Here is a 14,376-nt window from a genome sequence, read left to right on the forward strand (position 1 = left end):
CTGACACTCTGTGCGGACCCGGGGTCCGAGACGAAGATCCGGCAACGAATTCGCTACATCTCACCCAGCACGGGTCAACGGGACGTGCCTCGAGAGGTTACCGTTCCGAACGGTTTCTGATTCGTACCCTCGGAAGGGTGCTTCATGCCTACGATCCCCCACGCCCGCCGTGCACTAGCGGTCCTGACCTGCCTCGTGGTCGCCGGCACCGGCACTGTCGCCTGCTCGGGATCGGACGGGCCCGGTGACACCGTCGACGCGTTCCTGCAGGGCTGGCGCAAGTCCGACCTGAGCAAGGTCGGCTTCGTCACAGCCGCCGGGGCCAAGATAGCCGCGACCGACGTCACCACCCAGCTCAAAGCCCTCACCGGCGACCTGGCCCCGAGCCTGACCAAGCTGGAGCCCGCCGGCAAGGCGACGGAGTCGGGCAAGAACGCCACCGAGCCGATCAACCTCGCGTGGACGCTGCCCGGCGGCGCCACCTGGGCCTACCAGAGCACCGTGCGCCTCACGAAGCAGAGCTCGGACGGCTGGCAGGTCGTCTGGGAGCCCGCCATCGTGCACACCAAACTGACCGAGGGCGACAGCCTGAAGGTGCGCGCCAAGGCGGCGGACCGCGGCGACATCCTCGACGCCGCGGGCAAACCACTGGTCACACCCACCCCGGTGGTCACGATCGGCATCAGCCCCGAGAAAGTGACCGACCAGGCGAAGCTGCTGAAGGACCTCAACGCGGCGTTCAAGGCGATCGGGGTCACCCTCGACGAAAAAGACCTGACCACCCGGCTCAAGAACTCCGACCCGACGGCCTTCGTGGACGTGGTCACGCTGCGACGTCCGGACTACGACAAGGTCCGCACCAAGGTACGCACCCTGCCCGGCACGGTGTTCCGCGAGGAGAACCGCGAACTCGCGCCCACCCGCGCCTTCGCCCGCGCGCTGCTCGGCACGGTCGACGCCGCCACCCGCGAGGATCTCGACGCCAACCCCGGCACCCTGACCCAGGGCGACATGGTCGGCCACGGCGGCCTGCAGGAACGCTACGACACCCAGCTGCGCGGCACCGCCGCCCAGACCGTGGTCATCGCCCTCAAGACCCCCGCCGACGACGTCGACGAGACCCAGATCTTCAGCACCGACCCGGTAGCCGGAAAATCGATCAAGACCACCCTCGACGTCAACACCCAGAAAGCCGCCGACGCCGCGGTCGCCGCCGAGAAGAACGCCAGCGCCCTCGTCGCCATCAAGATCAGCGACTCCACGATCCTGGCCGTCTCCAACGGCCCCGACGGCGGTGCGGTCAACACCGCCCTGACCGGCCAGGTCCCCCCGGGTTCAACGTTCAAAATGGTCTCGACCCTGGGCCTGCTGGACAAAAAAGCGGTCACCCTGGACGGCAAGGTCGACTGCCCCGCCACGGTCAAGGTCAGCGGCCGCGAATTCAAGAATTCCCATGAGATGAAGCTCGGCCAGGTCCCCTTCCGCACCGACTTCGCCAAATCCTGCAACACAGCCTTCGTCAACGTCTCCGGCAAACTCGGCGCCGACGGCCTCCAAGCCGCAGGAACAGCCCTGGGCATCGGCACCAAGTGGGACCTCGGCGTCGACGCCTTCAGCGGCAAACTCTCCCCCGCCGACACCCCCACCGAACTCGCCGCCGCCACCTTCGGCCAGGGCGCCACCGCCGTCAGCCCCCTAGCCATGGCCGGCGCCACCGCGGCAGTAGCCCGAGGCCAGTTCAAACAGCCCAAACTCGTCCTGGACCCCGCCCCCGCCGCCGCCCTCCCGGACGGCGCCAAACTGGCCGACACCTCGATCCAGCCCCTCAAAACCATGATGCGAGAGGTCGTCACCAAAGGCACCGGCGACGCCCTCCAAAAGGTCCCCGGCGGCCCCGTCTCCGGCAAAACCGGCACGGCCGAATTCGCCGACGGCTCCGACGAGACCCACTCCTGGTTCATCGGCTGGCAGGGCGACATCGCCTTCGCCGTCATGGTCCAGAAGGGCGGCCTCGGCTCCGAAGCCGCCGTCCCCATCGTCAACCGCTTCCTGACCACCCTCAACAAGTAGCCCCCACCTCGGCCGGCCACCCGCGGTGGCCGGCCGAGGTCTGCCCGACGGGGTCAGGTGACGTCGGCGCGTTCGCCGGGCCCGACCTCGAAGGCCGGACGCTGAACCGGCAGGGTGAAATCCTCCACGGCCCTCGGTCGCAGCATGCCGGGCATCGTCGCCGGAAGAGGCGCAGAATCCAGCAGCGGAGCCGACCCGAGCGGCCTCAACGGCGCCTCAGCAGCATGCTCGGAAACCACATCGGCGTCCGCTTCGAACTCCGCTCCGAACTCCGCCGCCAGCTCATGGTCGGCATCATTCGGCGAGCCGACGCCGCCCTCGGGGCCGGGCACCGGCTCGGCGTGGATGTCGCTTTCCTGCTCAGCCCCAGTCCCGTGGGCAAACTCGGTCTTGTCCTCGTGGACAGTCTCGGACTCCCACTCGAAGTCAGAACCGGGCTCTACTTCGGGATCGGTCTGAGACTCCGCATCGGCCGCCGGCTCGAACTCCGACATCATCCCGAAGTCGGACCTGACCTCGGACCCGAGCGTCACCTCTGCCTCCGCGACCGGCTCAAGCTCAAAGCCCGACCCAGCCTCGGACGTCAACTCAGCCTCGGACGTCGGCTCAAGCTCAGACGTCAACTCCAGCTCGGACGTCGGCTCAAGCTCGGACGTCAACTCCGGCTCGGACGTCAACTCCGGCTCGGACGTCAACTCCGGCTCGGACGTCAACTCCGGCTCGGACGTCGGCTCAGCTTCTGCGACCGGCTCAAGCTCGGAGCCCGACTCGAGTTCGGACGCTGCGACCGGCTCAAGCTCGGAGCCTGACTCAGGATCGGACGTCGACTCGGACGTTGCTCCCGGTTCGGACCCGCTGATCGGCTCAAGCTCGAACGCCGAGCCGGCCTCGAACGCCGTGCCGGCCGCAAAATCCGGCTCGGGCTCGAACACCGACTCGGGCTCGGCCGGCTCGGGCTCGGTGGGCGGCTCGGGCTCGGTGGCCGGCTCGGGCTCGAGGACAGGGTTGGTGTCGGCTGATGCGTCGGCGTAGACGTCGGTTAGAGACGGGTGGTCCGGATCGATGTCGTTGTGGTCGGGGCCGTCCGCGCCCGTGTGACCGATGTTGATGTGGTCGGGCTCGGCGCTGTCCGGTTCCTCGCGGTCGGGGGCAGTGTGGTCGAGCGCGTTTCCTTCGGGCTTCAGGTGTTCGAGGTCCGCGGGGTCGCGGTCGTGTTCGGCCGGTTCCATCTGATGGAGGTTGGCGGGATCGGCCTGGTCTTGGTTGGGCTCAGGCCAATAGGCCCTGGCCGGGTCAGCACCATAGAACTCGACCCCGTCCGGATCGACCACATACGAGTCGACCCCATCCGGGTCGGCACTGTCCGGGCCGGCGCTTTCCGGGTCGGCGCTGTCCGGGTCGGCGGCGAGGTATTCGCTCGATGCGGGGGCGTCGGGGAAGTCGGCTGGAGTGGTGTCGGTGGGGAGGGGCGCGGCGGGTTCGGGATTGTCTTCGATGGCCAGGAGCGTTGTGGCGGGCAGGGCTGAATCCTGCTTCGTGCCGAACGGACCGCCGGCCGTCAGGGCTGCTGCGGCCAGGACGACGTCATCGTCTGCTGCGTCCGCGCGGCGTTCCTGAACCGGCTCCGGTTCCTCGTCGCGGAAGTCCTCAAGCGACCCCGGCCCTTCCGAGAACAACCCCGGCCCTTCCGAGAGCGACCCCGGCCCATCTACGAGCGACCCCGGCCCATCTACGAGCGACCCGGGCCCATCTGCAAGCGACCCTGATCCCTCAGAGAGCGACCTAATCCGCCCCTCAGAGAGTGACCCCGGTCCTTCAGCAAGCACCCCCGGGCGTTCAGAGACCAGCCCGGCACTCTCGGAGAGCGACCCCGCGCCGCCCCCAGCCGTCGGCCCCGGGCGTGGCGCGGGTCCGAGCCGGCCGGGGGTCTCCGGGGTGAGGAGGTCGCGGCGGGCGGCGATCAGGTCGGGGCGGGCGTCGATCGTGTGGGCGGATTGGAGGCCGGAGACTAGGGCGGAGGTGATTTCTTCGGCGTAGGTGCCGTCGGGGTCGTAGTCGGGGTCGAAGACCGTGATTTCTACGCCCAGGCAGTGGGGGGATTCGACCAGGGCGGCGAGGAGGATTTCGAGTTCGGGGAAGGCGATGCCGCCGGGTTCCGGGGCGTCGACGGCGGGCATGACGGCCGGGTCGAGGACGTCGACGTCGAGGTGGACCCAGTAGCCGGCGCAGTCGGCCAGTTGTTCCTGGGCCCATTGGGCGCTTCGGGCGGCGCCTTCGGCTCGCAGGGTGGGGACCGGGCGGGTGACGATTCCGGCGGCCTGGAGGTCGAGGCGGTATTCGTCCTGGGCTCGGATGCCCATGACGACCACGTCGATGTCGCGGTAGTAGGGGCGGCGGCCTTCCATGGCGGCGAGGTCGACCTGGCCGCGACCGGTGACGAGGGCTAGGTCCTCGCCGGCGGCTGCTCCGACGTAGGAGGCGTTGCCGGGGTGGCGGAAGTCGGAGTGGCCGTCGATGAAGATGAGGCCGATGTGGCCGCCGACCGCTTCGCCGAGGCGGTGCATCGCGAGGGCTGAGCCCAGGACGATGGAGCAGTCGCCGCCGAGGATGACGGGGAATTCGCCCTGGTCGAGGATGGCGCCGATGCGGTCGGCTAGGCGGCGGGAGTAGCCGGCGATCTCGCGGGCGTGTGCCACGCCGTCGCCGGGGCGCCAGTCGCCCGGGTCGTAGCGGGGTGGGGTGAGGCAGCCGGCGTCGCGGGCGTTGAGGCGGCGGAGGAGACCCTGGTCGCGCAGGGCTCCAGGCGCTTTTGCGCAGCCGGGCACCGAGGTCGCGGTTGGTGGGCGCAGACCTAGGTTGGACGGTGCGTCGAGCACGGCTATGCGGCGCATGGAGCCCCCGTACGAAGGTGCGAAAAGGGGTTTAGAAGAGCGCGCGGGCGAGCGCGCGGCGGGCTGTTGCCACCGCCGGATCGTCCGGGCCGGCGACGGCGAAGAGGCCGAGCAGGCGTTTGCGGACGGCGTCGCGTTCGTCGCCGGTGGTTCGTTTGACGAGGGCGACGAGGCGGTCGTAGGCCTCCGGGGCCTGTCCGCTGAGGACCTCGATGTCGGCGGCGAGCTGGTGGCTCTCGATGTCGTCGGGGTCGTCGGCGGCCTTGGCCATGACGGTTTCCGCGTCGACGCCGGTGACGCGGCGGTAGAGCTCGACCTGGGCGAGGCCGGACTCCGCGGCGTGGTCCTGCGGGGACTCGGCGAGGATCTTGCGGTAGGCCGCTTCGGCCTCGTCGAGGTCGCCGGTCATCAGCGCGTCGTCGGCGGCGTCCATCCGCGGGTCCTCGGGGGCGGCGACCTCGATGCCACCGGCTTTGAGGACGGCGTCGACGTAGCGGCGGATCTCGGGCTCGGGGATCACGCCGGGGAAGCCCTCGACGAGCTGGCCGCCCACGACCGCGATCACCGTCGGGATGCTCTGGACGCGCAGTGCCTGGGCGAGTCGCGGGTTGGCGTCCACGTCGACCTTGCCGAGCACCCAGCTGCCGCCGTATTCGACGGCGAGCTTCTCGAGCACCGGCGAGAGCTGCTTGCAGGCCTCGCTCCACTCGGCCCAGAAGTCGAGGATGACCGGGGTCGACATCGACAGCTCGAGCACCGTCGTCTGGAAATTCTCTTCGGTCACGTCGATGACCGCGGGGCCGTGCCCAGCGCCGGGAATGGCGCCGGGAATGGCGCCGGGGACGGCGGGCTGACCGGCCGGGGCCGCACCGGTGGGCACGCGGGCGGGATCGGCGGGCCCGGCGGGCCTGGTTGCCGGGCGCAGGGCACCGAGGTCGACCGCGCCGCGGGTGAAGATCGACGGAGTGGTCCGTGGGTCGCTCATGGTTACCAAGTCTCGCACGCAGATGGGCCCATTCGCCGCGCCGCCGGGCAGGCGATATCAAGCGTCACACCCGACCACCAAGATCCTCTGACCGGAGGTAGTGCACACCCGTCGCGTCCTCGGAGATCTGCCACAGGCGAGCGGCCAGCAACGGGTCGTCCGCAGGGGCGGCAAGCGGGTCGAAGTGCACCCGGATGTCCTTTTTCCGCGCGGCGGGCCCGAGGAAGACCCCGGTTTGAGCGGCGGGGCTGGTGGCCGCGAACGCGAGGGCGAGCGCGCCCTGCTCGGCCGGCCGGGAGAAGACCGCGCCGCCGAGCTTGAGGAAGGCTGTCTGCACGAGGCCCGAGGCGGTGTCGTTCATCGGCGTGGCGGCCATGCCCGGGTGCGCGAGGAAGCTGCGGATCGGGCTCCCCACCAGGCGCAGCCGACGTTCCAGCTCGGCTCCGAACAGGAGATTCGCAACCTTCGACTTGACGTACGCCGCCCCGGGCGCGAACCCGTCCGCCGCGCTGAGGTCCTCGAAGCCGGTCCTGACCTTGATTCGCCGGTAGAGGTTGGAGCCGACCGCGACGATCCGCGGGTCGTGATCGGGCCGGAACAGGTCGAGCAGAAGCCCGGTGACGGCGAACGCGCCGAGGTGGTTCGTGGCGAAGACCCGCTCGTAGCCCTGCGGGGTCAGTTGCCGGGTCTGCGCCCCGATGCCCGCGTTGTTGATCAGCACGTCGAGGTGCCGGCCATCACGATGCATCCGGTCGCTGAACCGCCGGATCGAGTCCAGGTCGGCGACGTCGACCTCGCGGATCTCGACATCCCCGGAGGGCCGCACCGCAGCAGCCTTGGCCGTGTCGCGCACCGCCATGATCACCGTGGCACCCCGCCGGGCGAGTTCGGTCGTCAGGACGAGCCCGAGCCCGCTGCTCGCCCCAGTGATCATCACCGTACGCCCGGCCTGATCCGGCATCTCGTCATAGTTCCAGCTCACTGCCATGATCAACCTCCACGCATCCATCAGCGGATAGATAATCCGCCACGACGAAGGCAACCGTAGCACGCAATCGGATAAGTAATCCGTTCACAGCGGATGAGATATCCTTGGAGGGTGTCGCTGCGCGCAGATTCCGCCCGGGTACGCACCCGCATGCTCACCGCCGCCCGGGACCGCATCGCGGCGGGCGACCTGGAGCTGCCGATGAACGCCATCGCCAAGGAGGCGGGCGTCGGGGTGGGCACCATGTACAGGCACTTCGCCAGCCGGGAGGCGCTGCTGGAGTCGCTGGCCGAGGAGAGCTACCGCGCCCTGGTCGACGAGGCGAAGAAGGCGGCGGAGAACCCGGACGTCGCCGAGGGGCTGACCAACCTGCTCCGCGCCGGCCTGCGCAGCCAGCTCACCGACGCCGCCCTCGCGAAGGTGCTCGCCGCGCCGACGTTCGAGTGCACCGAGACCCTGGTGCTCAGCAAGGAGCTCGGCAGGGTGTCGCTGCAGGTGATCGAGCGCGCCCGGCAGGCCGGGGTCCTGCGCCCGGACGTGACGCCGGACGACGTGCGACGCCTCACGTGCGGGGTCCAGTACGCCGTCCGCAGCGGCGGCGACCAGGATGAGGCCGCCGACCGCTATCTCGACATCATGCTGAAAGGCCTGATGGCCTAGAAACGGGCGGGCTCGCGGTAGATGCCCCACTCGTCCTTGAGCACGCCGCAGATCTCGCCCAGCGTGGCCTCGGCCCGGGCGGCGTCCAGCATCGCGGGGATCATGTTCTCGCCGCTGCGTGCGGCTTCGATAAGACGATCAAGAGCGTGCTTGACGCGTACGGAATCACGGCCGTCCTTGCGACCACTGAGCTCGCGCCGCTGCTGCAGCTCGACCTCATGCGAGACGCGGAGGATCTCGAGATCCTTGGCGACCGTGCCGGTGTGCACGTTGACGCCGACGATCCGCTTCTCGCCCTTCTCGACCGACTGCTGATAGGCGAAGGCGGCCTCGGCGATGTTGGCGGTGAACCAGCCGTCCTCGATGCCCCGCAGGATGCCGGCGGTGATCGTGCCGTCCTCGCCCAGCTCGCGGATCCGGGCGAAGATCTCCTCCGCCTCGGCCTCGATCCGGTCGGTGAGGGCCTCGAGGTACCAGGAGCCGCCGAGCGGGTCGGCCACGTTGGTCACCCCGGTCTCCTCCATCAGCACCTGCTGGGTCCGCAGCGCGATCTCGGCGGACTCGTCGGTGGGCAGGGCGAGCGTCTCGTCCAGGGCGTTGGTGTGCAGGGAGTTGGTGCCACCGAGCACTGCGGCGAGCGCTTCGACCGCTGTGCGTACGACATTGTTGACCGGCTGTTGCGCAGTGAGCGAAACCCCAGCGGTCTGGGTGTGGAACTTGAGCCAGAGGGCCTTTTCGCTGGTCGCGCCGTAGTCGTCGCGCAGGTGGCGGGCCCAGAGCCGGCGGGCGGCCCGGAACTTGGCGATCTCCTCGAAGAAGTCGACGTGCGCGTCGAAGAAGAAGCTCAGCCCGGGGGCGAACTGGTTGACGTCGAGGCCGCGGGACAGGCCCAGCTCGACGTAGCCGAAACCGTCCGCCAGCGTGTAAGCGAGCTCCTGCGCGGCGGTCGACCCGGCCTCGCGGATGTGGTAACCGGAGACCGACAGCGGCTTGTAGTGCGGGATCTCGGCCGCGCACCACTGCATCAGATCGCCGATCAGGCGCAGGTGCGGCTCCGGGGTGAAGAGCCACTCCTTCTGCGCGATGTATTCCTTGAAGATGTCGGTCTGCAGCGTGCCGTCGAGTTTGCTGAGGTCAGCGCCCTGGCGTTCGGCGGCGACGAGATACATGCAGAAGACCGGGACCGCCGGGCCGGAGATGGTCATGCTGGTCGTGACGTCCTGCAGCGGGATGCCGTCGAAGAGCACGTCCATGTCGGCGGCCGAGTCGATCGCGACACCGCAGTGGCCGACCTCGCCGAGCGACTCGGGCTCGTCGGAGTCGCGGCCCATCAGCGTCGGCATGTCGAACGCGACGCTGAGCCCGCCGCCACCCGCGGCCAGGATCATCTTGTAGCGCTCGTTGGTCTGCCGCGCGTTACCGAACCCCGCGAACTGCCGGATGGTCCAGGTCCGCCCGCGGTAACCGGTGGGATAGAGACCCCGGGTGTACGGGAACTCGCCCGGCCAGCCGATCCGCTCGAAGTCGTCCACCGTGTCGCCGGGCGCCGGCCCGTACACCGGGTCGACGGGCGATCCGGAGAGCGTGGTGAAGTCGGCGTCCCGCTTGCGTGCGGCGTCGTACCGCTTCTGCCAGCGCTCGCGTCCGGCGGCAATGTCGGCTGCGTCCATGCGCCCATCGTAGGGCAACACTGAACGATGATTAAGTATTCGAGGCGGCCGTCATGCGCGCCCTCGGTCGATGCGGACCGATCTGGACGAGGTCGGCGGTCACCGGCGGTGAGAACAGATATCCCTGACCGCGGGCGCAGCCCATGGCCAGCAGCTGGCCCAGCTGCCGCGGCTCCTCGATGCCCTCCGCGACGCAGGTCAGACCGAGCGCGTGGACCAGGTCCAGCACCGCCTTGAACAGCACCTTGGCCTTGTTGTCCCAGGCCAGCTCGCGGACGAAGGAGCGGTCGATCTTCACCACGTCGACCGGGAGCTTGCGCAGATAGGTCAGCGACGAGTAGCCGACGCCGAAGTCGTCCAGCGAGATACGTACGCCCAGCGCCTTCACCTCACGCAGCGTGGTGGCCGCCGCGTCCAGATCCGCGATCAGCGACGACTCGGTCACCTCGACGGTCAGCGAGTTGCCCGGCAGCCCGTGCTCGCGCAGCGCCGTGCGGACGTCCTCGACCACCCGCCCGGAGACCAGGTACGCCACCGACAGGTTCACCGCGATCGTGTACGCCGGATCGATCTGACGCCACTCGGCGAGCTGAGCCGCCGCCGCGTCGAGCACCCAGCGGTCGATCTCCACGAGCAGCCCGGCGTCCTCGGCAGCGGGCAGGAAGTCGTCGGGCTGGATCGGGCCGCGGGTGGGGTGCCGCCAGCGCACGAGTGCCTCGGCTGCATGCGAGGCGCCACTGGCCAGGTCGACCACCGGCTGGTAGGCGACGAACAGCTGCCCCTCGGCGAGCGCCACGGCCAGTTCGGCCTGCAACCGGCGGCGCTGCTCGGCGAGGGCGGCGAGCTCCCGGTCGTACACCTTGTAGGTGCCCTTGCCGTTGTTCTTGGCTTCGTACATGGCCATGTCGGCCTCGTGCAGCAGGTGGTCGCGGTCCTCAGCGGCGGCGGCGGTCGCGATGCCGATGCTGGCGCCGACGACGGCGGGCATGCCGGGCTCGCCGAGCCGGTCCAGGATCGCGCGGGCCATGCCACGGGCGTCGTCGACGTCGCCGTGCCGGACCAGCACCGCGAACTCGTCGCCGCCGAGCCGGGCCGGCAGCGCGTCGTCACCGACCGCCTCCCGCAGCCGCTGCGCCACGGTGATCAGCAGCTTGTCACCGGTGGCGTGCCCGAACGTGTCGTTGACCGCCTTGAAGCCGTCGAGGTCGACCAGGAGCAGCGCGGCCACCGGATCCTTGGCGAGCTCGGCGGTGAGCCTGGCGCGGTTGGCGAGCCCGGTCAGCGTGTCGTGCGCGGCGTCGTGGGCGAACCGCTCGCGCTCCCGGACCAGGCTGCGGCTGAGCGCGGCGTTGAGCCGGAGCTCGACGAACTGGCGGCCGAACACGGCGACCACCAGGACGACCACGGCGAGCACGGTCCCGGTGTCGAACGTGCGCCCCTGGATCACGAACGTCACGCCGACCCCGATGAAGATCACCACGGGGGCGTACGGAACCAGGTTGCCGAACCGCGTCGACGGCGCCCAGACCCGCTCCTCGCCCTCGGGCAGGCTCGAGAACGGCGCCATACCGAGGATCCCGGCGGCCGCGATGAAGCCGCCGTGCACCGCCGGGTGCAGCCAGCCGACGCCGAAGACGTTGGCGACGACCTCCACCAGCAGCGTCACGGTCAGCACGACCACACCGCCGGTGACCACCGTCATCGCGCTGCGCCGGCGCAGGGACTGCCCGCTGAGCAGCACCAGCGCGATGGCGAGCACACCCGCGGCGAGCACCGGGTAGCTGAGGTCGACGACCGCCTCGGCGGGACTCTCGATCCGGCTCAGCGGCCCGAAGAGCAGCACCCAGACCGCGCCCATGAGCGCACAGGCGGCGACTACGCCATCGAAGATCATCCGCAGTTTGCCGCCGGCACCGCGGGGCGCGGTCGGTATGGAGAGCATCCCGGCGACCGCGAAGCCGAACGCAGCGAGGTTGAGCACGGTGGCAGCGGTCCCACGACCACCGGCGTGACCGGTGACGGCCGCACCGATACCGACGGAGACCTCGGCGAAGGCCCAGCACGCCAGGCCGATCGACGTGACCGTCCAGACCCGGCGCGCGTGACCGCGACGGCTGAGCGCGAAGAGCCCGTGCAGCACGGCGCCGGACGCGGTCGCGACCATCATGCAGAGGCTGTAGATCAGCACGGCGTGCGCGGGGAAAACGTACAGACCGGCCTGGACCAGCGCGAACGCCACCCACGCAACGGGGCGGAGGCGGCGGCGCATGCATTTACTCCCGGGTACGGCAACCAACTGGCACCGCACATGTCGGCCGAAAGGACGCCGACCTTCGGAGAAATGCCGTGTGAGGCAGCGCCTAATTGATGCCGTTGGGGGCGCAGAACGCGGCGAAGCGGCCCGCGCAGACGGCCTTCTTCTCGACGAAGCCATCCTTGATCACGGAGCCGACGTCCTTCTTGAAGATCGCCTGCGGCTGGAGCAGCACCGAGGGCACGTACGCCCCGGATTCGGTGTCCTTCACCCGGCCCGCGGCGGTGGCCTGCTCGCCCTTGTACAGCTTGATCGCCAGGTCGGCGGCCGCGTCGGCTTCCTTCTTGATCGGCTTGTAGACCGTCATGCACTGGTCGCCGGCGAGCACGTTCTGCAGCCCGGGGACCGTGGCGTCCTGTCCGGTGACCGGCACCTCGCCGTTCTTACCGCTCTGGCGCAGGATCTGGATCACCGAGTTGGCCAGCCCGTCGTTGGCTGCCAGCACCCCGTTGATGCCCTTGCCGGTCTGGTTCCACATCTCCCGGAAGACCACGGTCGCCTCGTCGTTGTCCCAGTCGTCGACGGCCTGGTCCGGGCCCTTGAGATAGACGGCGTCGTCGTAGAGCGGCTGCAGGATCGAGTCGTAGCCGGCCTTGAACAGGGTGGCGTTGTTGTCGTCCGGGGAACCGTTGAGCTCGGCGATCTTGGGGACCTTGACACCCTTCGCGGTCAGGCACTGCACCAGGCCCTTGCCCTGCAGCTCGCCCACGGCCTTGTTGTCGAAGCTGACGTAGTAGTCGGCGCCGCCGTTGAGCGTCAGCCGGTCGTAGTCGACCGTCTTGACCCCGGCCGCCCTGGCCTCGTCGAGCACGGCCTTGCCGCTCGCGGAGTCGAGGTTGACGATCATCAGCACCTTGGCGCCGCCGGAGATCATCTCGTCGGCGATGCGCTTGAACTTCTCCTTGTCACCGTCGGCGTTCTGGATGTCGACCGGCACGTCGGCCGCGGCGAACGCGGCCTTGAGCAGCTTCGGGTCGTCCGTGCCCCAGCGCTGGGAGGTCTCGGTGTCGGGCAGGATCACGCCGACCTTGCCGGGCCCGCTGATCTTGGTGCCGCTCGAGGTGGTGCTGTCGCCCCCGCCGCTCGTGCAGGCGGTGAGCCCACCGAGGGCGATCAGACCCGCGGCGGCCAGTACAGAGATCCTCGAACGCATCGCATGATCCTCCAGGCCGGTGGGCGGCCACGTTACCAGGCAAAATGGCTGAGCAACCATGGAGAAACAACGGTAAAGATCAATATATGAGCTGGCGGCGCGATTCCTTTGCCGCGTACATCGCCATATCGGCCTCATGTAACAGGCTGTCCGGGTCGGAGGTGCCGTACTTACCGGTGGCCATGCCCACGCTTGCGCTCAGTGACACCTCGGCGCCGCCGATGCGGACCGTGCCGTGCAGCGCCAGCGCCAGCCCGTTCGCCACCCCGGCCCGGCGGTCGTCGGGGAGCCCCTCCACCAGCACGGCGAACTCGTCGCCGCCGAGCCGTGCGACGAGGTCACCGGCGCGAACGCAGGCCCGCAGCCGCTGCGCCACCTCGATCAGCAGCTGGTCGCCGCTCGCGTGCCCGTACGCGTCGTTGACGGGCTTGAACTCGTCCAGGTCGATCAGGAAGACGGTCACCGGCCCCGCGGCGAGCGCCTCGTGCAGCCGGCGCATGAACTGTCCCCGGTTCGCGAGCTTCGTCAGCCCGTCGTGATACGCGAGGTCGGTCAGCCGGGAGGTCAGCGCGTCCCGCTCGCGCAGCAGCTCGGAGATGTGCCGGAAGGCGGCCACCTGACGCGCGGTCACCAGCGCGGTGGTCACCGCCGCCCCGGCCAGCACCACCCAGGAACGCCAGGCCAGGCCGTGGATCGCGAGCATCCCGAAGGCCAGGAGCCAGACCGAGGCCATCGCGGCGTACGGCAGCGGGCTGTACGGGCGCTCCGCCTCCGCCCTGCCGTGGCGCCCCGACCCGGCCCGCACCTGGCGTTCCTGCACCCGCGCGCCGATCGCGATCAGCCCGCTCCCGGCCACGTTCGCCGCGAACAGCCATGGCCGGAATCCCTGATCGAGGTAGAGCGTCGCCGGCACGGCCTGCAACCCGCCCTGCAAGACCGCGGCGGCGCCGTAGAGAACACCGGCCGCGGGGGTGAACGGCGAGCGCCCGCTCAGCACGATCTTGACCACCGCGAAGATCGCCACCAGGAACAGCCCCGGCTGGACCAGCACGGCGATGCCGGTCTGCAGCGCCCAGGCGAGGTCGTGCCCGCCTGCCGGCGGCTGGAAGACCCACAGCCCGAACGTCGTGGCGGCGGCCATCACGGTGCCGACGTCGATGCGCAGCCGCAGCCGTTCGGCCCGGCCCATGCCACCGAGCGGGTAGCTGAGCAGGCCCCCGATGATCAGCGCGATCCCGACCGCGATCGAGACGAGCTGCGGTCCCGCGCCGGCCACCGCGTCGTAGGACGTGGCGTCGCGGGCGGTGACGCCGAGCTGCACCACGTTGCCGAGCACGAGCACCGCGCCCGCCGCACCGAAGAACCGCCACATCCGCCGCCCGGCGAGGGCCCGCGCGGAGGTGCCGGGCATCGAGCCCGCGACCCGCCAGGAGCAGACCGCGAAACACCCCTGCACCGCGACCATGAGCAGCCAGAACACCGCCACCTGAGGGCCGGCGGGCGCCCGGCGCAGCGCGAACCCGCAGAACGAGACCAGGATCAGGACGATGAGCGCGACCAGCAACGGATCACGACGCCACAGCCGATCCCTGAACACGTGATCCCCTCCCGCCGATTTCCGCCTCGCCCATCGGCCGCCGGGTGC

Annotated in this window: 8 protein-coding genes and 1 pseudogene; 2 read left to right on the plus strand and 7 right to left on the minus strand. The window is 69.9% G+C overall.

Annotated elements, in window-relative coordinates; all coding sequences use genetic code 11:
• Positions 1–144 precede the first annotated feature (144 nt).
• Positions 145–2,070: a penicillin-binding transpeptidase domain-containing protein gene (locus Aco04nite_RS06475; protein ID WP_212996256.1), complete on the plus strand. Its 1,926-nt coding sequence runs from the start codon at positions 145–147 to the stop codon at positions 2,068–2,070.
• 1,996 nt (positions 2,071–4,066) lie between these two features.
• On the opposite strand, the pseudogene Aco04nite_RS06485 reads toward Aco04nite_RS06475, so the two are convergent.
• The 3 genes and pseudogenes from Aco04nite_RS06485 to Aco04nite_RS06495 form a co-directional block, all read right to left on the minus strand.
• Positions 4,067–4,961 (minus strand): annotated as a pseudogene (locus tag Aco04nite_RS06485) (arginase family protein); the annotation flags it as partial.
• Positions 4,962–4,992: 31 nt separating this feature from the next.
• Positions 4,993–5,946, minus strand: a complete 954-nt coding sequence (locus tag Aco04nite_RS06490) for a tetratricopeptide repeat protein (RefSeq protein ID WP_212996257.1) — start codon at positions 5,944–5,946, stop codon at positions 4,993–4,995.
• A gap of 64 nt (positions 5,947–6,010) precedes the next feature.
• A complete protein-coding gene (locus tag Aco04nite_RS06495) occupies positions 6,011–6,934 on the minus strand; it encodes an SDR family NAD(P)-dependent oxidoreductase (protein WP_212996258.1) in 924 nt (307 codons plus the stop codon).
• A gap of 111 nt (positions 6,935–7,045) precedes the next feature.
• Here Aco04nite_RS06495 and Aco04nite_RS06500 point away from each other — a divergent pair, with 111 nt between their 5' ends.
• On the plus strand, positions 7,046–7,594 hold the full coding sequence (locus Aco04nite_RS06500) for a TetR/AcrR family transcriptional regulator (protein ID WP_212996259.1): 549 nt from the start codon (positions 7,046–7,048) through the stop codon (positions 7,592–7,594).
• On the opposite strand, the gene icmA is transcribed toward Aco04nite_RS06500, so the two are convergent.
• The 4 genes from icmA to Aco04nite_RS49520 form a co-directional block, all read right to left on the minus strand.
• Positions 7,591–9,264: a coenzyme B12-dependent isobutyryl-CoA mutase large subunit gene (gene icmA, locus Aco04nite_RS06505; RefSeq protein WP_212996260.1), complete on the minus strand. Its 1,674-nt coding sequence runs from the start codon at positions 9,262–9,264 to the stop codon at positions 7,591–7,593. The two genes, Aco04nite_RS06500 and icmA, sit on opposite strands and share 4 nt — an antisense overlap.
• Positions 9,265–9,295: 31 nt before the next feature.
• On the minus strand, positions 9,296–11,533 hold the full coding sequence (locus Aco04nite_RS06510; RefSeq protein ID WP_212996261.1) for a putative bifunctional diguanylate cyclase/phosphodiesterase: 2,238 nt from the start codon (positions 11,531–11,533) through the stop codon (positions 9,296–9,298).
• Positions 11,534–11,624: 91 nt separating this feature from the next.
• Positions 11,625–12,731: a sugar ABC transporter substrate-binding protein gene (locus Aco04nite_RS06515; protein ID WP_212996262.1), complete on the minus strand. Its 1,107-nt coding sequence runs from the start codon at positions 12,729–12,731 to the stop codon at positions 11,625–11,627.
• A 79-nt stretch (positions 12,732–12,810) separates the two neighbouring features.
• A complete protein-coding gene (locus tag Aco04nite_RS49520) occupies positions 12,811–14,328 on the minus strand; it encodes a GGDEF domain-containing protein (protein ID WP_212996263.1) in 1,518 nt (505 codons plus the stop codon).
• Between the last annotated feature and the right edge of the window lie 48 nt (positions 14,329–14,376).

This window comes from Winogradskya consettensis (assembly GCF_018332715.1).
In the GTDB taxonomy this organism is placed as follows: Bacteria; Actinomycetota; Actinomycetes; order Mycobacteriales; family Micromonosporaceae; genus Actinoplanes; species Actinoplanes consettensis.